Annotated in this window: 33 protein-coding genes and 1 pseudogene; 21 read left to right on the top strand and 13 right to left on the bottom strand. The window is 49.9% G+C overall.

Features of this window, described 5'->3' with window-relative positions; translation table 11 throughout:
* Positions 1–52: 52 nt before the first annotated feature.
* From LBF07_RS20245 to LBF07_RS20290, 10 genes are all read right to left on the bottom strand, one after another.
* The gene (locus LBF07_RS20245; RefSeq protein WP_016239903.1) at positions 53–1,588 is read right to left on the bottom strand and encodes an IS66 family transposase; all 1,536 of its coding nucleotides are present in this window, start codon (positions 1,586–1,588) and stop codon (positions 53–55) included.
* A 49-nt stretch (positions 1,589–1,637) separates the two neighbouring features.
* Complete coding sequence (tnpB, locus tag LBF07_RS20250) at positions 1,638–1,985, bottom strand: IS66 family insertion sequence element accessory protein TnpB (RefSeq protein WP_000609174.1); 348 nt, start codon at positions 1,983–1,985, stop codon at positions 1,638–1,640.
* Positions 1,982–2,365: a transposase gene (locus LBF07_RS24765; protein WP_001201739.1), complete on the bottom strand. Its 384-nt coding sequence runs from the start codon at positions 2,363–2,365 to the stop codon at positions 1,982–1,984. The genes tnpB and LBF07_RS24765 overlap by 4 nt, the downstream gene beginning before the upstream one ends.
* Positions 2,366–2,670: 305 nt before the next feature.
* A complete protein-coding gene (locus tag LBF07_RS20260; RefSeq protein ID WP_206462071.1) occupies positions 2,671–3,081 on the bottom strand; it encodes an ead/Ea22-like family protein in 411 nt (136 codons plus the stop codon).
* On the bottom strand, positions 3,078–3,299 hold the full coding sequence (locus LBF07_RS20265) for a hypothetical protein (RefSeq protein WP_164954845.1): 222 nt from the start codon (positions 3,297–3,299) through the stop codon (positions 3,078–3,080). Before LBF07_RS20265 ends, LBF07_RS20260 begins: the two co-directional genes overlap by 4 nt.
* The gene (locus LBF07_RS20270; RefSeq protein WP_206462072.1) at positions 3,296–4,126 is read right to left on the bottom strand and encodes a chromosome partitioning protein ParB; all 831 of its coding nucleotides are present in this window, start codon (positions 4,124–4,126) and stop codon (positions 3,296–3,298) included. The genes LBF07_RS20265 and LBF07_RS20270 overlap by 4 nt, the downstream gene beginning before the upstream one ends.
* A complete protein-coding gene (locus LBF07_RS20275; RefSeq protein WP_224435053.1) occupies positions 4,126–4,485 on the bottom strand; it encodes a hypothetical protein in 360 nt (119 codons plus the stop codon). The genes LBF07_RS20270 and LBF07_RS20275 overlap by 1 nt, the downstream gene beginning before the upstream one ends.
* Positions 4,486–4,587: 102 nt before the next feature.
* A complete protein-coding gene (locus LBF07_RS20280) occupies positions 4,588–4,908 on the bottom strand; it encodes a hypothetical protein (protein ID WP_206462073.1) in 321 nt (106 codons plus the stop codon).
* Positions 4,909–5,303: 395 nt separating this feature from the next.
* Positions 5,304–5,684: a hypothetical protein gene (locus tag LBF07_RS20285; RefSeq protein ID WP_152921628.1), complete on the bottom strand. Its 381-nt coding sequence runs from the start codon at positions 5,682–5,684 to the stop codon at positions 5,304–5,306.
* A 149-nt stretch (positions 5,685–5,833) separates the two neighbouring features.
* A complete protein-coding gene (locus LBF07_RS20290; RefSeq protein WP_047716542.1) occupies positions 5,834–6,466 on the bottom strand; it encodes a LexA family transcriptional regulator in 633 nt (210 codons plus the stop codon).
* 100 nt (positions 6,467–6,566) lie between these two features.
* On the opposite strand from LBF07_RS20290, the gene LBF07_RS20295 reads away from it, so the two are divergent.
* The 12 genes and pseudogenes from LBF07_RS20295 (at position 6,567) to LBF07_RS20350 (ending at position 12,964) form a co-directional block, all read left to right on the top strand.
* Entirely contained in the window at positions 6,567–6,767 is a 201-nt protein-coding gene (locus LBF07_RS20295) for a Cro/CI family transcriptional regulator (RefSeq protein ID WP_047716596.1), read from the top strand.
* A gap of 115 nt (positions 6,768–6,882) precedes the next feature.
* Positions 6,883–7,200 (top strand): annotated as a pseudogene (locus LBF07_RS24770) (YmfL family putative regulatory protein); the annotation flags it as partial.
* A gap of 307 nt (positions 7,201–7,507) precedes the next feature.
* Entirely contained in the window at positions 7,508–7,720 is a 213-nt protein-coding gene (locus LBF07_RS20305; protein ID WP_046091673.1) for a DUF4222 domain-containing protein, read from the top strand.
* Positions 7,677–8,618, top strand: a complete 942-nt coding sequence (locus LBF07_RS20310) for a conserved phage C-terminal domain-containing protein (protein ID WP_049015364.1) — start codon at positions 7,677–7,679, stop codon at positions 8,616–8,618. Before LBF07_RS20305 ends, LBF07_RS20310 begins: the two co-directional genes overlap by 44 nt.
* Positions 8,615–9,109, top strand: coding sequence for a hypothetical protein (locus tag LBF07_RS20315; protein ID WP_045281485.1), 495 nt, complete (start codon positions 8,615–8,617; stop codon positions 9,107–9,109). The genes LBF07_RS20310 and LBF07_RS20315 overlap by 4 nt, the downstream gene beginning before the upstream one ends.
* Positions 9,109–9,768 carry an MT-A70 family methyltransferase gene (locus tag LBF07_RS20320; RefSeq protein WP_049015366.1) on the top strand — a complete coding sequence of 220 codons (660 nt, stop codon included), beginning with the start codon at positions 9,109–9,111 and terminating at the stop codon, positions 9,766–9,768. The genes LBF07_RS20315 and LBF07_RS20320 overlap by 1 nt, the downstream gene beginning before the upstream one ends.
* On the top strand, positions 9,765–9,992 hold the full coding sequence (locus LBF07_RS20325; RefSeq protein ID WP_049015371.1) for a hypothetical protein: 228 nt from the start codon (positions 9,765–9,767) through the stop codon (positions 9,990–9,992). The genes LBF07_RS20320 and LBF07_RS20325 overlap by 4 nt, the downstream gene beginning before the upstream one ends.
* Positions 9,989–10,309: a LexA family transcriptional regulator gene (locus LBF07_RS20330; RefSeq protein ID WP_086527745.1), complete on the top strand. Its 321-nt coding sequence runs from the start codon at positions 9,989–9,991 to the stop codon at positions 10,307–10,309. Before LBF07_RS20325 ends, LBF07_RS20330 begins: the two co-directional genes overlap by 4 nt.
* On the top strand, positions 10,306–10,713 hold the full coding sequence (locus LBF07_RS20335; RefSeq protein WP_206462074.1) for a RusA family crossover junction endodeoxyribonuclease: 408 nt from the start codon (positions 10,306–10,308) through the stop codon (positions 10,711–10,713). The genes LBF07_RS20330 and LBF07_RS20335 overlap by 4 nt, the downstream gene beginning before the upstream one ends.
* 70 nt (positions 10,714–10,783) lie before the next feature.
* Complete coding sequence (locus tag LBF07_RS20340; protein WP_181367663.1) at positions 10,784–11,587, top strand: KilA-N domain-containing protein; 804 nt, start codon at positions 10,784–10,786, stop codon at positions 11,585–11,587.
* 7 nt (positions 11,588–11,594) lie between these two features.
* Complete coding sequence (locus LBF07_RS20345) at positions 11,595–12,584, top strand: DUF968 domain-containing protein (RefSeq protein ID WP_206462075.1); 990 nt, start codon at positions 11,595–11,597, stop codon at positions 12,582–12,584.
* Positions 12,585–12,598: 14 nt separating this feature from the next.
* Positions 12,599–12,964 (top strand): antiterminator Q family protein, encoded by a 366-nt coding sequence (locus tag LBF07_RS20350; RefSeq protein WP_045888779.1) that lies wholly within the window; start codon positions 12,599–12,601, stop codon positions 12,962–12,964.
* Between the two features lie 37 nt (positions 12,965–13,001).
* Here LBF07_RS20350 and LBF07_RS20355 read toward each other — a convergent pair whose 3' ends face one another.
* The gene (locus LBF07_RS20355) at positions 13,002–13,514 is read right to left on the bottom strand and encodes a hypothetical protein (RefSeq protein WP_045888745.1); all 513 of its coding nucleotides are present in this window, start codon (positions 13,512–13,514) and stop codon (positions 13,002–13,004) included.
* 21 nt (positions 13,515–13,535) lie between these two features.
* Positions 13,536–14,603 carry a hypothetical protein gene (locus tag LBF07_RS20360; RefSeq protein ID WP_045888746.1) on the bottom strand — a complete coding sequence of 356 codons (1,068 nt, stop codon included), beginning with the start codon at positions 14,601–14,603 and terminating at the stop codon, positions 13,536–13,538.
* 705 nt (positions 14,604–15,308) lie between these two features.
* Between LBF07_RS20360 and LBF07_RS20365 the strand changes: the two genes are divergently transcribed.
* The 9 genes from LBF07_RS20365 to LBF07_RS20405 all read left to right on the top strand — a co-directional run bounded on the left by LBF07_RS20365 (position 15,309) and on the right by LBF07_RS20405 (position 19,103).
* Positions 15,309–15,704, top strand: a complete 396-nt coding sequence (locus LBF07_RS20365; protein WP_032624437.1) for a phage holin family protein — start codon at positions 15,309–15,311, stop codon at positions 15,702–15,704.
* Positions 15,691–15,972, top strand: coding sequence for a phage holin family protein (locus tag LBF07_RS20370; RefSeq protein ID WP_022648766.1), 282 nt, complete (start codon positions 15,691–15,693; stop codon positions 15,970–15,972). The genes LBF07_RS20365 and LBF07_RS20370 overlap by 14 nt, the downstream gene beginning before the upstream one ends.
* Entirely contained in the window at positions 15,972–16,598 is a 627-nt protein-coding gene (locus LBF07_RS20375) for a glycoside hydrolase family 19 protein (protein WP_049015383.1), read from the top strand. The genes LBF07_RS20370 and LBF07_RS20375 overlap by 1 nt, the downstream gene beginning before the upstream one ends.
* Entirely contained in the window at positions 16,595–16,819 is a 225-nt protein-coding gene (locus LBF07_RS20380) for a hypothetical protein (protein WP_049015387.1), read from the top strand. Before LBF07_RS20375 ends, LBF07_RS20380 begins: the two co-directional genes overlap by 4 nt.
* Positions 16,816–17,088, top strand: coding sequence for a hypothetical protein (locus LBF07_RS20385; protein ID WP_049015390.1), 273 nt, complete (start codon positions 16,816–16,818; stop codon positions 17,086–17,088). Before LBF07_RS20380 ends, LBF07_RS20385 begins: the two co-directional genes overlap by 4 nt.
* Positions 17,089–17,196: 108 nt before the next feature.
* Positions 17,197–17,352, top strand: coding sequence for a hypothetical protein (locus LBF07_RS20390; RefSeq protein ID WP_158002600.1), 156 nt, complete (start codon positions 17,197–17,199; stop codon positions 17,350–17,352).
* Positions 17,353–17,458: 106 nt separating this feature from the next.
* Positions 17,459–17,686 carry a hypothetical protein gene (locus LBF07_RS20395; protein ID WP_045888911.1) on the top strand — a complete coding sequence of 76 codons (228 nt, stop codon included), beginning with the start codon at positions 17,459–17,461 and terminating at the stop codon, positions 17,684–17,686.
* A gap of 176 nt (positions 17,687–17,862) precedes the next feature.
* Entirely contained in the window at positions 17,863–18,222 is a 360-nt protein-coding gene (locus LBF07_RS20400) for a cell envelope integrity TolA C-terminal domain-containing protein (RefSeq protein WP_045888909.1), read from the top strand.
* Positions 18,223–18,464: 242 nt separating this feature from the next.
* Complete coding sequence (locus LBF07_RS20405; RefSeq protein WP_045888937.1) at positions 18,465–19,103, top strand: hypothetical protein; 639 nt, start codon at positions 18,465–18,467, stop codon at positions 19,101–19,103.
* Positions 19,104–19,113: 10 nt separating this feature from the next.
* Here the strand turns inward: LBF07_RS20405 and LBF07_RS20410 are convergent, their stop codons facing one another.
* A complete protein-coding gene (locus LBF07_RS20410; protein WP_001472855.1) occupies positions 19,114–19,617 on the bottom strand; it encodes a hypothetical protein in 504 nt (167 codons plus the stop codon).
* Between the last annotated feature and the right edge of the window lie 16 nt (positions 19,618–19,633).

Here is a 19,633-nt window from a genome sequence, read left to right on the forward strand (position 1 = left end):
CGTGATGCTTGGTAAGCGTGCAGTGAGAACCGTATTGACGAAGTGAAGCTGGTCAGGCAGGCAGAGTAACCCGCCACGGGAGCAGAGCACCCACCCGGTTCACAGGCCAGTCGGCGATGACATCAAGTACATAATGCAGATAGCGTTCCGGATCCACGCCGTTTAATTTGCACGTCCCGATAAGACTGTACAGTGACGCACCGCGCTCACCACCATGATCCGAGCCGAAGAACAGCCAGTTTTTTCTCCCCAGACTGACCCGTCGTAGGGCGTTTTCGGCAATGTTATTATCCACCTCCACCCAGCCATCTTCTGCATAGCGGATCAGCGCCGGCCACTGGTTCAGCGCATACCCGAACGCCTTCGCCAGTTCTGAGTGCCTTGAGAGGGTTTTCTGTTTCTCCCGCAGCCACCCCTCCAGTGACGCCAGCAGCGGCAGCACTTTTTGGTGCCGGACTGCCTGCCGTTCCTCTGCTCTTTTACCTCTGAGCTCCGACTCGATGGCATACAGCTCGCCGATCCGTTTCAGCGCCTCCTCCGTCAGGGCTGACGGGGTACGGACGTGAACATCGTGGATTTTTCGGCGGGCATGGGCCCAGCACGCGGCTTCCTTTATATGGCCGTCGCGGTAGAGCTCGTTGAACCCGGCGTAGGCATCAGCCTGCAGTACGCCACTGAAGCCTGCAAGATGGGTCTGAGGGTGGATACCTTTTCTGTCCGGGCTGTAAGCGAACCACACTGCGGGGGCCAGCGCTGATCCGGCGTTGCGGTCGTCTCGAACGTACGTCCATAAGCGCCCGGTCTTCGTCTTCTTATTGCCCGGCAACAGCACCGGGACAGGCGTATCGTCAGCATGGAGTTTGCCGTCGGTCAGGACATAGTGCTGAAGGGCTTCATCCAGCGGTGCCAGCAGACGACAACACGCATCCACCCAGCCCGACAGTACAGAACGACTCAACACTACACCCTGGCGGGCATAGATCTCCGACTGGCGATACAGCGGTGTGTGCTCTGCATACTTTGAGGTCAGCACTCGGGCCAGCAGCCCCGGTCCGGCGATCCCCCGTTCGATGGGGCGCGAAGGAGCCGGGGCCTGAACGATGCGATCGCACCGACGGCAGGCATGCTTTTCACGGACTGTCCGGATAACCCGGAAGGCGCTGCGCATCAGCTCCAGCTGTTCGGCGGCATCCTCACCCAGGTAACTCAGCGAACCACCGCACTCCGGGCAACACGGCTCAGTCGGCAGCAGCCGCTTCTCATCCCGTGGGAGTGACTCAGGGAACGGTTTGCGGGTGCGGGTCTGACGCAGCGGGCGCTGCACTGCCGGGTCATCCACCCGGCCGGTCAGCGTATCGCTTTCCTGCTGCAGCAGGTTCAGGTCAGCTTCCATTTGCGCGATACGGCGGGATACCTTTTCGGAACGACTGCCGAAGTTCATCCGGCGCAGCTTATCCAGTTGCGCCTGCAGATGGTCTATTTCGCGTTCCCGGTTGCTCAGCTTTTCCTGCAGGGCGTGGATCAACGCTTCCTGTTCGGCCAGGCGCTGTTTCAGCAGAAGGATGTCGTCAGAAGAGGTGTCGTTCATAAGCCTGTATTTTACCAGGCTTATTCTGCGACAACCAGGATAAAGAGCGCTACAACATGGTCAGGGATGTCAGTAACCGCTTTGGCTGTCGCCAGTCGATACCTTCCATCAGCATCGCCAGTTGCGCCGGCGTCAGGAACACTTTGCCATCGCGGGCTGAGGGCCAGGCGAAGCGACCACGTTCCAGTCGCTTTGTCAGCAGGCACAGACCATCGCCGGTGGACCAGAGCAGTTTTACCTGACTGCCGCTGCGTCCCCGGAAGATGAAGACGTGGCCGGACATCGGGTCATCTTTCAGCGCGGTCTGCACCTTTGCGGCGAGGCCATTGAAGCCGTTGCGCATATCGGTGATACCGGCAACCAGCCAGATTTTTGTGCCTGCGGGAAGATTTATCATACAGGCCCCCGCATCAGTTCGCGCAGGACAGTGCTCATGAGTTCAGCAGAGGGATGAGTCAGTGTTATTTCTCCTCCCCGACATTTTATGTGGCAGGTAGCGGGAGGAGAGCAGGATGGTAGTTCGAAGGTTGGGAGAGAAGAGCCCGCCTGAAGCTGCACGGGTATCAGGGCAGGAAGCGACGATGAGTTTTTTCGGGGCCGACAGACCCGCCCTTCACGCTGCCAGAGCCTTATCCATTTAAAGAGCAGGTTATCATTGACGTCATGTTTCCGGGCCAGTGCGGCAATACTGCCTTCTTCTTCAAGAGCCAGCCTGACCAGTTCCATTTTGAATTCAGGGGAATAGTGTTTCCGGGGAAGTCTTTCTTTAGCGCGCATGAGGTGTCCACCTGCAAAATAAGTGGGTGCTTAAGTTACAGGATCCTGGATTCGGGACCAGACGGTACTCAGACGACGCTTACGATGCTTGTAGCCAGGGTTGGTGATATCGGTAGTTGCATACGTCGCGGTGATTTCTGCAACGACTTCCTCTGGTTTTGATGGAGTCTCTACCTATGGGATGCAAATCAGATCAAAGTCACGCGCCATTGTCCCGTGAATAGCCATCGCATAGCCGTGCTTACGGGCTATCTCTGCCAGTGCTGGGTATAGAGCGCAGTAAACTGGTGCCAGGTTAGCTGGTTTCATGACGCCTCTCCTTTCCCGGCTGCGGCGGCGCGTTCCGCGTCCCACTTCTGCATGTATTCTTCGATATCACTCCATTCCTCACCAGAACCAGCCAGCGCATCAATTACTGACTGGCGTTCACTGTGCTGTTCTTTACGCTCCAGCTCAGCAATCCGCTTCTCTGCTGCCTCAGCGCGTTTCTCTGCTGCGATTCGATGCTCCAGACCTTGCCCCTGGCAGATATCAATCAGGCGCTGTTTCTCCATAAGTTCTGCGTTGAGCTTCTCTGCGGCTTCCAACTCATCTAGCAGTGCCAGCACGGTGGACGGGGTTAGAGCCTCATTGAATTCATCGCGATCATAACCCCAACTATCGGATTCTGCTCTCTCCGCCGCTTCACGCAGCTCCTGTTTGTCGATGTTGCTCATTGGGCGGCTCCGGGCTTGCGAGTTAACTGGTTGATGTAGCGCTGGAGTTGATTCCAGATACCTACATGCACGTTATGGGCATCCACGCAGATATTGTGAATCTCCGCATCCTTCACCCCGCGCACGCCGACCATGCCGACTTCATTAAGCTCATTCATTTTTGAAGCGCTGACACGCTGAGCCTTGCGCATACGGTTGACTATTTTGCGATGTGTCATGACTGCACTCCTTTGCGATGTTGGGAGGCTATAGCTTTATGCTCATCAATAATTTGCGATGCTTCTGCATGGGCCAAACCTTCGAGGGAGATAACACCTGTGTCACTTATCCCGGCCAGGCTAATAAGTTCAACAAGGCGGCGCGCTTTCTTAACGCTAATTTCTGGCGCTATAACGCTGCGGGTGACTTTCTTCTTGCCCTTTGCGGCAGCAGAAGCTTTATCCTTCTGAAGAACCTCACCGGCCTTTTCTCCGAACTCTTTTATTCGGTCAACAGCCACATCTACGGACACGGTCCCAGACTTAACTTCTTTCTGAACGTCGTGGTTAGCAGTGCTAAGAAGCAGAAGCTTTTCGACAGTAGGAACAGACTTGTTGACCAGTTTTGCGATATCGCTGGTGGTCTGGTTGAAGGCGTTATGTAGTTCCTGAATAACTGCAGCCTGTTCCATATCTGAGAGCGGAAGTTGATTGTTGCTGGTCATGATGCGCGCCAGGCGCTGCACATCGCTACCGTTGAACGGCATGATGTGTATGCGGTCTACTGGCTTACCAGCTTCTGCACAGCGCGCATAGCAGCGACGCCGACGGTGGCCTTCAACAACCCACACTCCACCTTCATCACGGGCGATAACCTCCAGCGGGGGAACGGAGCCACCGTTCATCAGGTAGTTGAACAGGTCATCATCAGCCTGGCGAGTGCGTTCATCGTCTTCACGCTTGTTGAAACCTTCACGAACGTGGATATCTGAAAGAGCGATAAACATCCCGGTATCGGTGCGCTTAATTACACCGGCCTTGGTCATTTGCTTGAATGAGTTAGCCATTAGAAAACAACCTCGTTATTCAGTGAAATGACGACACGAGGCAGCTCACGGAGTTCTCGCTGAGCTTCCAGCAGGTTCATGTTGGTAGGCGTTTTGGTGTGGCGCTCTTCTATGCGGTCGCACTCTTTGGCCCAGCTGGTGACATCCTCACGTAGCGTAGCGTTCTGCTCAGCTAGTTCTTTCCGCTGCGCCATCGCTTCACACAGCGCGACGCTGGTATAGTCAAGGCGGTTAGCCAGTTCGTTAACCATCCAACCATAAGCGGCAGGAAGGAGAGGGGCGGCCTTGCGAGCTGCGTCAATAAGCTGCTCTCTGGTCATGCGTGGTTGTAACTCGGTGACGTTCTGTGTGTTCGTCATGGTTAGTTTCTCCGTGTTTTACGCGCTCTGCACAGCGCTGAATTTTGGTTGCACGAGTCCCGGCACTTAAATGCTGCCAAATTCGTATTTATTCATTAGGTATTAAAAATATTCGCGATTATCAGAACGAACGCGTTCGAGAATAATTTTTGCTTCATCCAAGGTTGGTGCAAGCAAGGCTTTCTCTATCGCTCGGGCAAAATTAATCGCATCGCATTCGTAGCTGTCTGCCCGTGATTCCCAATCAGATGCCTCTTCTTCAGCAGACGAAATACGGTCATCGTATTCATATTCCAGTTCGTGGCGAACCTCAGCGCGAAGACTTTCACGAATAATGTCTGAAGCTTCTTCAAGTGGAAGAATGACCAGTAAATTTTCGGGCTGATAAGTACCATACTTAACCGCCAAATCATTTGCAGACATGCTACCTCCAGAAAAAGCGCCCGCCGTTGAGCGGGCTAATAACATTTTTCCAATCCAACCAGAACAGGCTCATCGTCTCCTGTTGGTTGAGATGGCGTTATTACCATCACCAAGCACCCGGAGGATGCTTGAGGCTGGCAGCCATAATCGACACTGCAATGCCGACACGTTACTTCTCCACAATTGAGAGCGCGTTCTCCTGAGTTGATCTAACGACTGAGGCCTCTCAAGGAACCGGCTGAACGCGCTTTCAGTTGTGAAAAGGGGCGGTCGACACTAAGGGATTTCAAACTGCCGACCGCCAAGACTACACACAGCAATGAAACTTTTGCCTGTCTTTTCACCACATCAGGCTCGGTGGTATTCTTGGAGTTCTCACACAACCAAGAAGGATATTACAAATGGACGAAGTTAAGTTCTCTTGCCCAGAATGCAGTGGCGAACTCTTCGATAGCACCGCGATACCTGAAGGTTCTGACAGTTTTGCGGGAGCTGTCTGTGGAAATTGTGGTCACGTTGTAACTGAAGACGAGAGCTCTCAGTTCGATGATCAGCTTGCCAATGATTACTTCGACAATCTCACCAGGAACCTTTTCGATTAATGGCAAGTAACGCTTGCTGACCGCCTCAACAACCTGCGTTTGAGCTTTCAAGGCGCTGCAATCTACATGCAGCGTCAATTCGACATAGCCACAGCTCTTACACTTATTGCTAATAGGCGCAAAGGTCTCGCCGGCTGGCAACTTAATCGTCTTTCTGTTTGCGCTAGTGCTCATACTGGCTACCCACAATGTTCGCTGTTGATGTCGTTAATATTAGAAATCTTACATTTGTAGTCAAGTTCATTTTGTAAGTTAACTTACTTTTTTCGTTGTGGGCATAAAAAAGCCCGCATGAACGGCGGGCTTATGGATGTGGCGTAAACCTAGAGATCAATGATGATTTGTTTAACTATCCCAATCAGGTTTGTGTCCTGATTTACCTCTATCGGCTTAAATGCAGGATTGAGAGGTATTAGGTAAGAAAACGGGGGGTCTATCGCTAATTTTTTTAAAGTCGCCTCTCCGCCAGATACCGTTTGAGCCACAACAATCTTGCCGTTTGCCTCATCCACAAAGCCGAACTCCGGTTCTACAATCACAATAGAGCCCTCAGGTATGCTTAGCTCATGACTGGATGTCATTGAATCACCCTTAACTCTTAAGGCAAACGCTGAGTCAGAAAGCTTTCGAGTCGTCTTTACCAGCTCATTCCCTGGGTTGCCAATTACCTCCGTCCAGTTTCCAGCCTGCACCCATGACAACAGAGGAATCTCCCTGGCTGACATTAAGTTGATGTTAATGCCATTTTCGATATCACCTGAACCAAAAACTAACCACTCAGGTGAGCACTGTAAGCATTTGCAAACCAATATCAAATTCTCGCCAGAAAGCTTGGTTAAATCGCTTTCCCACTGAGTTACAGCAGACGCGCTTACTCCTGCCCACTCGGCAACATCGCGCTGAGTAAGTTTTTTCTGCTTTCTTCTGAATCTAAGTCTGCTGCCAACGGTATCCATAAAATCTCCTCGGAACGCACGTTAGCAATCTTACATTTCATTGACGTAAGTATGCTGACCATATACGATGTAAGAATGCTAACTAATGAGGATTCAAATCATGCATAAAGGAACAGTCGTCGAATACTACGGCGGCATTTCTAAAACCGCAGTAGCTCTTGGGGTGACTCATAGCGCCGTTTGTCAATGGGGAGATGTTATCCCAGAAAAGCAGGCTCTTTTCATCGAAAGAATTACTAACGGAAAGCTGAAATACGACGCCTCTCTTTACAGCAAATTTAACAACTCCCAACAGAAGTAGTAACCACAGAGATAAGGGGTTAGCCGTGGGCAATGAACACTGGAAAGTAGAAAAACAACCAGCCTGGCTGGTGGCCGCAGTCCGTAAGACGATTGCAGCTTTACCGGGTGGATATGTGGAGGCTGCCGAAATCCTGGACGTAACCCAGGATGCTCTGTTCAACCGTCTACGCACTGGCGGAGATCAGATCTTCCCTATGGGTTGGGCTATGGTCCTGCAAAAGGCTGCTGGTGTGAGTTATATCGCCGATGTGTTCTCTCGTGAAACCGATAACGGGATCCATGTTCCTGGCGCTGTACCAGATGATGAGAACGAAGAGATTGGGATGAAATTGGCTGAGCTGGTGGGTCGGCTTGGCGAGTTAGTCAATGCATACCGCCATTACATCGAAGATGGCGTTGTAGACAAAGGCGAATGGCAGAGCCTTAACGATATCGCATATCAATTCAGGGTCACCCTCATGACATTCCTGAACTTGATCTCTCGAGTTTATTGCCTGCCAGAAATGAGTGACGCCCGCGAGTGTGCAGCTCCGGGCGTCTTGGCGTGTCGTATCAGTGGAGAAACTAACGCATGAACAGTGTAACGGTAAACAACCGTCTCCCGCAACTCCGTGGTATTCCCGTTGTTGGAACCTCGTCGTTTCGGTATGAGCGGATGGTATCAGGCCGCTGGGTTCCATGTAACCACAGTAGGGCTAAGGCGATTGTGGGCGTCTGGCGTCGGAAGGGGAGAGCGCTATGCGAGAACTTAACCGGCGTTTCAGAGATCACTATGGCGTCCCGGTCCGCGTCATCAGATGGGAGCCAGAGACTCGACGCGTTATATACCTTCGCGAAGGGTACGATCATGAGTGCTTCAGCCCTCTTGAACAATTCCAGCGTAAATTTACAGAGTTAAAGGACTACCATGAGCCTGTTGATGCCATCCCGGCCGATAGTGATAAACCCTGACCTTGCATACAGCATTGGCCTGAACGAGGCCATTGCGTTGCAGCAGGTTAACTACTGGCTTAAAGAAACCACCTCCGGACTGGAGCGTGACGGCGTGCGCTGGATTTACAACACCAACGAGCAGTGGCTGGAGCAGTTCCCGTTCTGGTCTGAGTCTACGCTGAAGCGCACATTCACCCGCCTGAAGAACCTCGGCGTGCTCAAAGTTGAGCAGCTGAACAAGTCTCAGCGCGACATGACGAACTACTACACGATCAACTACGAAAGCGAGCTTTTAGATGATGTCAAAGTGACCAAATCGAAGAGTTCAAAATGCACTCTTCCATCAGGTCAAAATGAACCGATGGAAGAGGTCAAAGTGGAACGCTCCATCGGGTCAAAAAGAACCGCTCTCATCAGGTCAAAATGCACTGATGTTCTTACAGAGAATACAACAGAGAATACTACAGATATTAAAAAACCTATTTGTCCGGTTGCGCCGCAACCAGACGACATCGATCCGGCAATTCGTGTCTTATCCCATTTCAACGAGGTTACTGGATCGTCATACGGGAAGGGCGGGCGCAATAAAACCGTTTTGGGATACATCAGGGGGAGACTGTCAGAAAACTACAGCGCTGAAGACCTGATGCTGGTGGTGGACTATCTCACAGCAAAATGGGCTGATGATCCAAAAATGGATGATTACCTTCGCCCGAGCACTCTCTTTGGTCCAGAAAATTGCGTTGAGTATTTTGACAAGGCTCAGAAATGGCAAAAGCGCGGAAGGCCTGCGTGTGTCAAAGGGCGTTGGCAACTCGGCGGTAGCGCTGACCAAAACTTTAAGGCCAACTTCCAGAACGTTGATTACAGCGTTCCAGCCAACTCAGGTTTCCGTGTTTCCGGAGGTACTCAATGAGCTTTCTGAAAACAATTCAGTTATTCGTAGCCAATAACCCTGGACTGACGAACAAAGAGATCGCTGCAGCACTCCCGGAGTATGCCTTGCACAGTGTTCAGCGTGCGGTATGCCGCCTGGTCATGCTTAACCGCGCTGAGCGCAAAGGTGTGCGTCCTAACTTCCGTTACTACGCAAAGGCACCTGTTGGTCCAATTGGGCCTATTGTCCCGCGCTACCCGGTAGAAAAAGCTGAAGTGATGCCTGAGCCAAAACAGGAAAGCGCACCAAACCCTGCTGTCATTGCGATGATGGACAAGGCTAAAGAGTTATCTGACAAGGGACTTTATCTGCGTGCTGCTACGGTTCTGATGGAGGCATTCAATCGATCAAAGAACGAAACCATGCGAGCCAAAATTCTCAAAGAGCGTAAGCGCTGCCTGAGTATGGCACCGAGGGTTAAAACCACCGGTGATGGCTGGTGTCTGGCTGGCCGAGCGAGGAACGTCTGATGAAATACTCACTGATTTATGCTGACCCAGCCTGGGAATACGGCAACACCGTCAGCAACGGCGCGGCTACTAATCACTACGGCACAATGAAGCTTATCGACATGAAGCGTCTTCCGGTCTGGGACCTTGCTGCCGATGATGCTGTTCTGGCTATGTGGTTCACCGGCACACATACTCGCGAAGCGATTGAACTGGCTGAAGCATGGGGCTTCAAGGTCCGCACGATGAAGGGCTTTACCTGGGTGAAGTTCAACCCGCTGGCGGAGCAGCACATCAACAAAGCTCTTCAGGCTGGTCGAGTGGAGGACTTTTACGACTTCCTCGACCTGCTGAACGTACAGACCCGCATGAACGGCGGCAACTACACCCGAGCCAATACCGAAGACATGCTGATCGCCTCCAGGGGGAATGGACTTGAACGGCAGTGCGCCAGCATCAAGCAGGTAATCTACAGCCCACTCGGGGAGCACAGCCAAAAGCCAGCCGAGGCGCGTTTCCGTCTGGAGAAGCTTTACGGGGACGTTCCGCGAATCGAACTGTTCAGCCGCTGTGGTGCGCCTGGCTGGGACCACTGGGGTAATCAGGCCGAGTCAGCTGCAGTCGAGTTGATTCCCGGTGTTGCTGTTCCTGTCACAAATAACCGGGAGCATGCAGCATGATAAAACTATCAACCGAGCAGGAGAACGCGGTTCGTGACGTTGCCCGTCAATGCTCAGATGCCATTAAAAAAGCCCTGAAGAAAAAGCCTAAGCCGAGTTGGAATGTCGTTGTACCTCCGATCCTGAAGGAGTACCACGAGAAGGTTAAACCGATGGGCGTAAGCCTGGTGATGTTCAACAGCGTAATCGGGCGCCTGAACGGGCGTTATGGAGTCGAGTCATGATCGAATTAACGCCGCGCCAAAGTGAAGTATATGAAGCTATCAAGGTTCACATCGAAAGGGTTGGCTTCCCACCAACATTGTCCGAACTTGCTGAACTGATTGGTTGCTCATCGCAGAACGCTGCTGCTGAGCATGTGAAGGCGCTAAAGAAAAAAGGTTACCTATCCATTGCTCCTGGCGCTGCCAGGGGCATTACCGTCGTCAAAACAGAACTGGATGCTGATCCGGTAGCGATCATTAAAGGTCTGTTATCCGGTGGAGACAAGGCAAGAGTTAACGCTGTTGAATGGCTGAAAAAACAGGGAGTGACTGTATGAAACTGGTGCTCCCGTTCCCTCCGAGCGTAAACACCTACTGGCGAGCCCCGAATAAGGGGCCGTTAAAAGGCCGCCATCTTATCAGTGAGAAAGGCAGGGCATATCAGAGTGCGGCATGTGCAGCGATTATTGAGCAGCTGCGTTGCCTTCCAAAACCATCATCGTCACCAGCTGCGGTGGAGATACTTCTCTTTCCACCAGATGCACGCCGCCGCGACATCGACAACTACAATAAAGCGCTATTTGACGCGCTGACACATGCAGGCATCTGGGAGGATGACAGTCAGGTTAAACGTATGCTGGTGGAGTGGGGGCCAAAAGTACCCGGTGCGCGCGTCGAAATATCGATCTGCCGCTATGAACAAAAAGATGTTCAAAGTAGCAATGCATTGGTACGCGCATGAGTGGTAAATTAAAAAGTGTCAGCGAAGCGGGAGTGCAGACCCGCTCGCATTACAACAAGTGGAGAAACACATGAATCAGTTATTCGTAATTGATGGCGTTTCCGTACGCCGTGATTTTGATGGACGTTACTGCCTTAATGACTTGCACCGTGCAGCTGTAGCCTCAGGGGCTAATGAGCGAAGCAAGGAGCCAGCTAAATTTCTCTCTAGTCCTCAGACGGTTGAACTTGTTCAAGAGTTGACCGATACCCAAAATCTGGGTAACGCTCCGGTTAACACCATTCGCGGTGGCCAGGAACAAGGAACCTACGTATGCAAAGAGCTTGTTTATGCATATGCGATGTGGATCAGCCCCAAATTTAATCTGAAGGTAATTCGAACATTTGATGCGACCCAGACGGGAACGCCACTTCCACAAGCAACTGATAAAATTCAGGCGGGAATATTGCTGCTGGAATCAGCAGCCAGAACACTGAACCTTTCAAATTCTTCGAAACTTGGAGCTTATCAAAAGCTCCAGCAGGTAGCGGGTCTTCCAGATCTGATGCCGCATTACGCGATCGATGCTCCATCTGGCGCGCAGGATGGGTCCAGTCGTCCGACTCAATCACTTAGCGCTCTGCTTAAATCCAAAAACATCCGCATCACCGCCAATCAGGTTTATCACATGATGTCCCGCTTTGGGATCGTGGAACAAAAAGAGCGAAACAGTCGTTCAGGCGTTAATGGCGTTAAAAAGTTCTGGTCACTTACCGCCAAAGGCTGCATGTACGGCAAGAACATCACAAGCCCTGCAAACCCACGAGAGACACAACCGCACTTCTTCGAGTCGAAGTTTGCGGAATTGCTCAAAATTATCGACATCATAGCCTGAGGTAACTGTGAGAGCTTTACTAACACCTGAAGTTGCCCCGATCGCCGGGGTAGTCATCTTTCGCCCCGGAAACGATCTGTTGTGGTTATTTCGTCAGGGAAGGGTGGTAATTGAGAAGCCGTCAGAAGCAATTCAGCACCTGCCGTCAGGTCTTATCCCAGAAGCCCACCAGCCACTGACAGATGATATCAGTATTCAGGCTATTTTTGAGAACGATCGGGTTATACAGCGAGCTGGCGGCCTTAGCAGTCTTGATAGGTGGCTAAAACGTAAGTTCGAATGCCAGTGGCCGCACGCGGACTGGCACGCAAAAGACTTTACGGTGATGCGCCATGTTCCCGGCAGTATTCGTCTTTGCTACGGATGTGATAACCAGCTACGTGAGCAAACAACCGAGAGGCTGGCAGGAATTGCCAGACAAAACCTGGTATCCTGGCTGCTGAAAATGGTGAATGGTCAATTAGGCTTCAGTGATGACCACACCCTGACGCTGCCGGAGTTCTGCTGGTGGATGGTACGCAACGATCTGGCTGACCTTATTCCTGAATCAGTGGCGAACCAGGCACTCAGGATTAAGCCTGAAACGCACAGCTCAGTGATGCGTGAAAGCGACATTGTTCCGTCATTACCGGCAACCGAAATCCTGCAGGAGAAAGCGAAGAAGATAGTGGCGGTGAAGGTAGATCCGGAGACGCCGGAGTCCTACATGCTGAAGCCAAAGCGCCGCCGCTGGGAGAACGAGAAATACACACGCTGGGTGAAGTCGCAACAGTGCAGTTGCTGCAATAACCCGGCAGACGACCCCCACCACCTGATAGGCCACGGGCAGGGTGGAATGGGTACTAAAGCGCATGACCTGTTTGTGATACCGCTGTGCAGAGCGCATCACGACGAGTTGCACGCTGATCCTGTGGCATTTGAAGCGAAGCACGGCGACCAGCTGGTGCTGTTGTTTCGGTTTTTAGATCGTGCGCTGGAAATCGGCGTATTAGCATGAATAGTGGAGAAAACATGCGTGACATCCAGATGGTTTTAGAGCGTTGGGGTGGATGGGCTGCGAGTGATAGTTCTGGGGTTGATTACTCCTCGATAGCTGCTGGTTTCAAAGGACTTCTTCCCCCAACAAGCAAATCCCGCCTGTCATGTACTGATGACGATGCCCTAATTATCGAGGGGTGTTTAGCTCGACTTCAAAAACGTAAGCCCTATGAACATTCGCTCTTGGTTGCACACTATCTATATGGCATCTCGAAGCGGAAAATAGCCAAAGCGCGAAAGAAGGACGAGAAGCTGATACGCATTGAGATACAGATGGCTGAAGGGTTTATTGAAGGTTGCCTTAGTATGCTAGAAATCAGACTGGAAATGGATGAATAGGATGATGACGCATTAAACATATTTGAAGGAAGCCTGATTAATCGGGCTTCTTATTCATGCTTTCTACAATATCTTTTTTCCTCTTTTCAGTCTCCGCTCTATGTATGAGAATGCTTTTAAATCTTTGCGCTTCATCCATGTTCGCCTTTATAAAGAAAAAAGTATGCAATGAAGAAAGCACTAAGCCGCCAGTTAAAGTGAAAAATGAAATAAAATATTTTGAGGCTGCATTTATACTGAAGAATCCAATCGCAACCACGACTGCGGAAATAACATGGTAAGCTAATATCGCGCTAAGTCTTTTTCGTTTTAAAGATATTATTGGCCTCAATCTCCTGAGTTCATCCGAGGTGAGAGATGGATGCTCGTCAGTCTCAGGGATTTTGAACAACGCTTGGATGCAATAGCTTGAGCAGAATAACAATAATGTAAGTATAATCCATGGGGTAGGGGCAAGCTTTAAATTCGTATTGCAAACGATGAAATAAAACAGAGTAGAACCCAAGGAGAAGGCTAAAATAAATTGACATAAGAATGATTTGTAACTCATTTTAACCTCCTTATTGCTGAACTATTTAACTGCGACTTCACCTGCACCAATCTTGGCGTGAAGCCATTTGTGCATCTGTAAATATAAATGATTTTCGTCTATTAGTCCATTATTATATTGTACGTTAATTGAACCAGATAACTTCAAATCACCACCTTTAATAGTTCCGCCTCCCTTAAGAGTTATTTCAATGTCATCTTCATCCATGTTGCGTAAAGAGGTTGCTAGAGTATCCATTAGCAATTGCCCATCTTTATTAGTTTTTCTAAAGTAAGTAATTTCCAAATTAACTTGTAGGTTTGATTCGTCCAAAGAGTCCTCCAGCTTTAAATCATCAAACCATTTTTCACCGAATGCTGCCTTTAATATATTCCCACCTTTACCAGTAGGCATGAATTTCATTTTTCTTACTTTTTGAACATTCCCCTCAACAGGAATGTTCGGGGTTCTAACAATCTCAACTGAAGTATCATGTTTACTTTTTATAGGTACACTCCCCAAGTTAATTTTGCTTACTGGGTTTTTCTCAAGTTTTTGAATGGTCTCTTCAGTTGGTTTGTCTTTCAGCATTAAAATACTGTCATCTGAAAATGAACTTCCAAAGCTATGAATAAGCCAATTAAGGTGAGTCTCTAAGTCTTTCGATCTCAAGGCGCTAGACTGTACAATTATAAGGTGATTTTTAAGTACGCCAAAATATAATATAGAGTCAATGAATTCTCTTTTAATCTTCTCTTTGTGCTCATCTGAAACATTCTCATCAGCTTCAAGCTTTATTTGTTCAGAAGTGATGGCATTGATATCGTAGAAACTTACATCATCACTTATAGTCATTAATGCTTGGCTTTTTCCTTGCTCAAATAGAATTAACTGACCAAATAAAATCGTCTGGTAAGTACTACTTCTGTTTATTAGGCGATATCCACTCGAACTATCCGATGGAGTGATCTGCTCACGCCTCATACCAACCTTGGGAGCAGTCCCATCTGCAGAGATTATCGATTCCAGAATCGACTGAAGGTCAGCTTCGCAGTTAGCTATTGCAGCTCTTTTGTAGTGAATCGCTTTTTGACGATTTTGCCTTAACATCCATAATCCTTAATGATAACCAAATCAGTAACTACCAGCTCAAAAGCCATAAGAACTGGCACCATTTCAAAAACGATATAAGAAAAATGATAAAAAATCATTAGCGCGGTCCGCATTTTATCATTTACTGTGTTAAGAGTGGTTTCTACGCCACGGACTTAAAACGATTCCTAAACCTCGCCTCGCCGGGGTTTTGTCATTTTTAGAGGCTGCCTGCGGGCGGCCTTTTTTGTTTCCCCTCGTTCTGAGAGGACTCATGGCGATGATGTATTGACCGCTAGAATGGATTAGTTGTAACTTATTATTGTGGTGAATCCTTTCTAAGCGAAAGGGCGTTCCAGTCAACTGCTATCTGCAGGTATGCGCGCGGCTTTGCTGACTGGGGTAGAGTCACCGGGAGGCACCCGGCACCATGACAACAACAATACAGTTTCAAATTCCTTGAGAGCCTGCCGTAAAAAGCAGGCCTTTTTTTATGAATTTGCAAACTGCTGCTACGCTTGAAATGTGTGTTGAAGGTAATTGCCTGATGGTTCTCCTGAACCGTTGTGAACCAGCCCGATACTGTCTCACTCAGGTCAGTTAGCAAGACTCACGACTACCTACCTTACTTACTAATAGTCACTCATTAGCCCGCCTTCAAAAGCGGGCTTTTTTTATTCCCCTCATCACTGAGAGGATTCACGGCAATAAGAGGGGGACTAGATGTCCGATCCTGTTTCTGGCACGACAGTAGCGGCTGGTGGTCTGATGGGGGCCAGCGTGTTCGGCCTGGCAACCGGCATAGATTACGGTGTGGTGTTTGGCGCATTCGCTGGTGCGGTGTTCTACGTCGCTACGGCGGTTAATATCAGCCGCCTTAAGCTGGTGGGCTACTTCATCACCTCATTCATCTTCGGCGTTATCGGCGCGCCACTGCTCGGCTCTTACTTCTCCAAATGGACGGGGTATAGCGACAGGCCACTTGATGCGCTGGGCGCGGTAATCGTAGCCGCTATTGCTATTAAGCTGCTGACGTTCGTCAACAGTCAGGATTTGGGTAGCCTGTTTGGAATTCTCTCGCGTTTACGTGGTGGAGGGGCCAGCAATGGTAACAAGTGATCCGAGTGCGATGGCAAACGCAATTATCTCTGCTGTGATCGTTATTGCACTGATGTTCTACCAGCGCGGCGGGGCGAGACATCGCCCTCTGATATCGCTGATGGCGTATTTCACGGTGCTGGTATACGCCAGCGTCCCTTTCCGTTATTTGTTCGGCCTGTACCATGAATCGCACTGGTTCGTGGTGCTGGTGAACGTCCTGATATGCGCCGCCGTTCTATGGGCTCGGGGAAACGTTGCGCGCTTGGTTGACGCACTGAGGCACTAATGAACCAATCACAATTTCAAAAGGCGGCTGGGCTAAGCGCCGAGTTAGCTGCGCGCTGGTTTCAGCCAGTGAGCGATGCGATGAAAGAGTTCGGCATCACCAAGCCGGTAGACCAGGCGATGTTCATTGCTCAGGCTGGGCATGAGTCGCTAGGTTTCACCCGACTACAGGAAAACTTCAACTACAGCGTAGTGGGGTTGGCAAACTTCATTCGAGCAGGACGCATCACACAAGACCAGGCTAATGAGCTTGGCCGTCGACCTGAAGAACGAGCATTACCGATTGAGCGCCAGCGTGCCATTGCAAACCTGGTCTACAGCAAACGCTACGGTAACAATGCGCCTGGTGATGGATGGAAATACCGAGGGCGTGGACTCATCGGCATCACGTTCCTTGATAACTATCGTGACTGCGGAAATGCCCTGAAGGTAGATTTGGTTCAACAGCCTGAGCTGTTAGCTGAGCCCATTTATGCAGCCAGAAGCGCAGCGTGGTTCTTTGCTACTAAGGGATGCCTGAAGTATTCCGGCGACCTGATACAGGTGACGAAGATTATTAACGGCGGCACGAACGGACTTGAAGATCGTCGCGCACGCTTCGGGCAAGCGAAAACGGTGCTGGTATGAAAAAGTGGCTGCGCATCTTACTCCCGCGATGGGAGACAGATACGGTTGTTCTTCAGGCACAAGGTAATGAGCTTCATATCGTCTGCAGCTACGAAGATATCGATCCCGGCGAGATGTTTGACGGTATGTGTGAGCTCAAGACCTTCACCTGGCTGAACTGGTCTTTCCCGTCAGGGGAACCCATGAACGTTCGATCCTTTGAACCGAAGGTGGAAGCATGAGCACAGTGCAGTTAATCATCACGGTAGCAGTAGCCATTCTTGGCGCTATCGCCGCAGCTTTTGGCATTGGTCATTCACGCGGTGCCAGTAAAGCGGAAGCCAAAGCAGACCAGCAGCGCACTGAAGACAAGGCCGCTGCCACTGAAGCAGCAGCAGAACGCCGGGTACAAGCCACCAAAGAGGCCAGCAATGTACAACAAACTGTTAACCGTATGCCTGATGACGATGTTGATCGCGAGCTGCGCGGAAACTGGACCCGCAAAGGTTGAAGTCATCGACACCAGCTGTGACTGGGTAAAGCCAGTCTACCTGACTGATCACGACATCAACGTTATGGACCGCCAGACGAAGAAAGACATCCTGGCGCATAACAAAGCGTGGCAGGCGAATTGTCAGAAACAAAAAGAAGTGAGGTCAAAGTGATCGCAACCATCGGAACAATTCTGGTCTGGTTGATAATGGGCATTGCGGGTATTGGTGCTATTTTCTGTGCCTTCATTGGCTTGCTGTTTCTCATCAACTGGCCTAAATGAACTCTCCGCCATAAACCTCGTGACAACCCGCGCTGCCCCATCGAACAGGGTAACCAATAGCCTCGCAATAGCGGGGCTTTTTATTAGCAGAAGAAGGAGAAGAAGCGTGTTAACAGTAAAAGTGATGTCGCCGGGCGGCGGCGAAGAGATTCATTGCGGCCTGAGCGTTGGCTTTAATCCCAAACAGCAGAGCATCGCGGTATCTGGAATGGACAAAAATGTTTTCCTTAAACCCGGTGAGGTCGCCTACGTGATGAACCAGAACGGGAAGACGGTATCTCGTTACGAGCATATTTACCGTCAGGAAGTGCTGCATAACGCGGTGGAATCGTAGCCATTACAAAGCTCGCCTGCTGGTGGGCATGTCGTGCTGTAGAGCGTCTAGTTGCCGACTGTTAAGCATTACATCAGGCCCTGTGTAGATGCCTGCAATACAAAGCAAGAATAGCTCGTTCATTCTTCGTTTGTATATATGTTATAACTTCGGAAACATTTAGTAAGGAGCGCAGAATGAGTAAGTTTTTATGTTTCCTCGTATTATTCCTGGTGGGATGTCAGGGGCCAAAACAACAAACATTAACACCAAAGCAGAGACAGGAGTTCCCCATAATCAATCAATGGGCTGTAAAATTTAAAGAGGCAGTTGAAAGTAGATTTCCATATGCCAGTAGATATGTCGGAGATACATGCACTATCCGTGTTCATCAGCCGAAAGGAACAAATAAAATCAACAATATGCATGTAGTAGAAGGGAACCCGGAATTGTGTAAAGCGGCAGTTAAAGCTATACAGACCGCCAGTGATGATGGTTTATTACCCCTTACGCCGGACCTTATCGGTGAGGAGTTTCCGTTGGATTTCAAACCATAGACGCGTCTCAGAACCACTATAACTTTTGTATTGCCTTCACCATCGCATTACAGCAGGCATTCACTGAGTGCCTGCGATAATGACGAATTGTGGTGTACGTGTTAATCGTCAAATAAGAAGGAAAAGGCGAGCGCACCTTTACGATGGCTATCCGGTTAAAGATCGGCACACCCGAGCTAATACGTACATCACAGTCCCATCAAGTAGTGGGCTTGATAATGGCAATACTTACGGAGACTGTTATGGCGACGCTTAAAGACCTTTCCAGTCAGTTAAGACAGCTGCAGAAGCAGATACCGTTTGCGACTGCCCAGGCGATGACTAAAGTGGTTCGCCAGATAGAGGTAGCCCAAAAAACAGCATTTGAGCGGCATCTGGATAATCCAACACCTTTTACAGTTAAATCGGTAGGGTCAGTTGGTGCCAGGAAAAACAGCCTTCGTGCAAAGGTGTTTGTTCGTGATACTGCTGCTGGCTACCTAGAACCTTTCGAGTTCGGCGGAGAGCATAAGCTCAATGGTAGTGCTTTGCTTAACCCGAAAGACATAAAGCTTAATAAATACGGCAACCTGCCGCGTAATAAGCTCTCTCAGCTCAAAGCAAAGGAAAATGTATTCGTAGGTGAGGTGGATGGCGTTAACGCTGTCTGGCAGCGTAAGAAACCGATGAAAGCTAAGAAGCGACGGGCCAAGCGCTCCGCTAATGGGACGCGAAGACCGAAACGTAAACAGCGTTCTCCAAAGCTTTTGATCCGGTTTGGTGATGCGCTACCTGTGACTCCAGTGCTGGGGTATATGGATAGGGCCCGTACCATGGCGAACGCACTGCTACCGTCTGCTTTAAATCAGGCGATAGCAGAAGCCATCAGGACGGCAAAATAAAAGCAGTAACTTATAAGTTAATTTCGCAAGCTTTTATGAAGCTGTTTACTGCAGTTGTCGATCCAGAAACATTGGCTGACATGGAATGCTGGTTTCCGCCATCCTTTGTTTGCACACCAACTAACACTTTGGATTTCGCCCCCTGAAGCTGCTTAAGCACTGTTTTTAGTTGGTCCGCGTCATCCGATTGAATCTGGAGGCTCTGAACATTACGTCTTGAAAGGGTAGCATCGAGCTTCACTGCGGTATTCCCGTCGACCTTCATTATCAGGTCCATTGGTACCTCTGATAGTGATTCGGTGCTTTTATCCATTTCAACGTATGCCGCCGATAGCTTTTCTTTAGTGCAGTCAAACACAATGGCGCCATTGTCGGATGAAACCTCGCCAAGCATCATTGCTTTCTTACCACCAGAGAAAAGGTCATCTTCAGTATTAGTTACCCACTGGGCATGAGCAATTGGTGATGCCAGCACTGCGGCTACGAAAGTTATTTTGATTATATTGTTACCCATTACATTCTCCTTGTAT

The sequence above is a fragment of the Enterobacter cloacae complex sp. ECL352 genome (assembly GCF_020149545.1).
GTDB lineage: Bacteria > Pseudomonadota > Gammaproteobacteria > Enterobacterales > Enterobacteriaceae > Enterobacter > Enterobacter asburiae_B.

Bases quoted from the DNA above. Each gene is read 5' to 3' on its own strand.
- LBF07_RS20245 (WP_016239903.1), bottom strand. From the start codon at position 1,588: ATGAACGACACCTCTTCTGACGACATCCTTCTGCTGAAACAGCGCCTG.
- tnpB (WP_000609174.1), bottom strand. From the start codon at position 1,985: ATGATAAATCTTCCCGCAGGCACAAAAATCTGGCTGGTTGCCGGTATC.
- LBF07_RS24765 (WP_001201739.1), bottom strand. From the start codon at position 2,365: ATGCGCGCTAAAGAAAGACTTCCCCGGAAACACTATTCCCCTGAATTC.
- LBF07_RS20260 (WP_206462071.1), bottom strand. From the start codon at position 3,081: ATGAGCAACATCGACAAACAGGAGCTGCGTGAAGCGGCGGAGAGAGCA.
- LBF07_RS20265 (WP_164954845.1), bottom strand. From the start codon at position 3,299: ATGACACATCGCAAAATAGTCAACCGTATGCGCAAGGCTCAGCGTGTC.
- LBF07_RS20270 (WP_206462072.1), bottom strand. From the start codon at position 4,126: ATGGCTAACTCATTCAAGCAAATGACCAAGGCCGGTGTAATTAAGCGC.
- LBF07_RS20275 (WP_224435053.1), bottom strand. From the start codon at position 4,485: ATGACGAACACACAGAACGTCACCGAGTTACAACCACGCATGACCAGA.
- LBF07_RS20280 (WP_206462073.1), bottom strand. From the start codon at position 4,908: ATGTCTGCAAATGATTTGGCGGTTAAGTATGGTACTTATCAGCCCGAA.
- LBF07_RS20285 (WP_152921628.1), bottom strand. From the start codon at position 5,684: ATGAGCACTAGCGCAAACAGAAAGACGATTAAGTTGCCAGCCGGCGAG.
- LBF07_RS20290 (WP_047716542.1), bottom strand. From the start codon at position 6,466: ATGGATACCGTTGGCAGCAGACTTAGATTCAGAAGAAAGCAGAAAAAA.
- LBF07_RS20295 (WP_047716596.1), top strand. From the start codon at position 6,567: ATGCATAAAGGAACAGTCGTCGAATACTACGGCGGCATTTCTAAAACC.
- LBF07_RS20305 (WP_046091673.1), top strand. From the start codon at position 7,508: ATGCGAGAACTTAACCGGCGTTTCAGAGATCACTATGGCGTCCCGGTC.
- LBF07_RS20310 (WP_049015364.1), top strand. From the start codon at position 7,677: ATGAGCCTGTTGATGCCATCCCGGCCGATAGTGATAAACCCTGACCTT.
- LBF07_RS20315 (WP_045281485.1), top strand. From the start codon at position 8,615: ATGAGCTTTCTGAAAACAATTCAGTTATTCGTAGCCAATAACCCTGGA.
- LBF07_RS20320 (WP_049015366.1), top strand. From the start codon at position 9,109: ATGAAATACTCACTGATTTATGCTGACCCAGCCTGGGAATACGGCAAC.
- LBF07_RS20325 (WP_049015371.1), top strand. From the start codon at position 9,765: ATGATAAAACTATCAACCGAGCAGGAGAACGCGGTTCGTGACGTTGCC.
- LBF07_RS20330 (WP_086527745.1), top strand. From the start codon at position 9,989: ATGATCGAATTAACGCCGCGCCAAAGTGAAGTATATGAAGCTATCAAG.
- LBF07_RS20335 (WP_206462074.1), top strand. From the start codon at position 10,306: ATGAAACTGGTGCTCCCGTTCCCTCCGAGCGTAAACACCTACTGGCGA.
- LBF07_RS20340 (WP_181367663.1), top strand. From the start codon at position 10,784: ATGAATCAGTTATTCGTAATTGATGGCGTTTCCGTACGCCGTGATTTT.
- LBF07_RS20350 (WP_045888779.1), top strand. From the start codon at position 12,599: ATGCGTGACATCCAGATGGTTTTAGAGCGTTGGGGTGGATGGGCTGCG.
- LBF07_RS20355 (WP_045888745.1), bottom strand. From the start codon at position 13,514: ATGAGTTACAAATCATTCTTATGTCAATTTATTTTAGCCTTCTCCTTG.
- LBF07_RS20360 (WP_045888746.1), bottom strand. From the start codon at position 14,603: ATGTTAAGGCAAAATCGTCAAAAAGCGATTCACTACAAAAGAGCTGCA.
- LBF07_RS20365 (WP_032624437.1), top strand. From the start codon at position 15,309: ATGTCCGATCCTGTTTCTGGCACGACAGTAGCGGCTGGTGGTCTGATG.
- LBF07_RS20370 (WP_022648766.1), top strand. From the start codon at position 15,691: ATGGTAACAAGTGATCCGAGTGCGATGGCAAACGCAATTATCTCTGCT.
- LBF07_RS20375 (WP_049015383.1), top strand. From the start codon at position 15,972: ATGAACCAATCACAATTTCAAAAGGCGGCTGGGCTAAGCGCCGAGTTA.
- LBF07_RS20380 (WP_049015387.1), top strand. From the start codon at position 16,595: ATGAAAAAGTGGCTGCGCATCTTACTCCCGCGATGGGAGACAGATACG.
- LBF07_RS20385 (WP_049015390.1), top strand. From the start codon at position 16,816: ATGAGCACAGTGCAGTTAATCATCACGGTAGCAGTAGCCATTCTTGGC.
- LBF07_RS20400 (WP_045888909.1), top strand. From the start codon at position 17,863: ATGAGTAAGTTTTTATGTTTCCTCGTATTATTCCTGGTGGGATGTCAG.
- LBF07_RS20405 (WP_045888937.1), top strand. From the start codon at position 18,465: ATGGCGACGCTTAAAGACCTTTCCAGTCAGTTAAGACAGCTGCAGAAG.
- LBF07_RS20410 (WP_001472855.1), bottom strand. From the start codon at position 19,617: ATGGGTAACAATATAATCAAAATAACTTTCGTAGCCGCAGTGCTGGCA.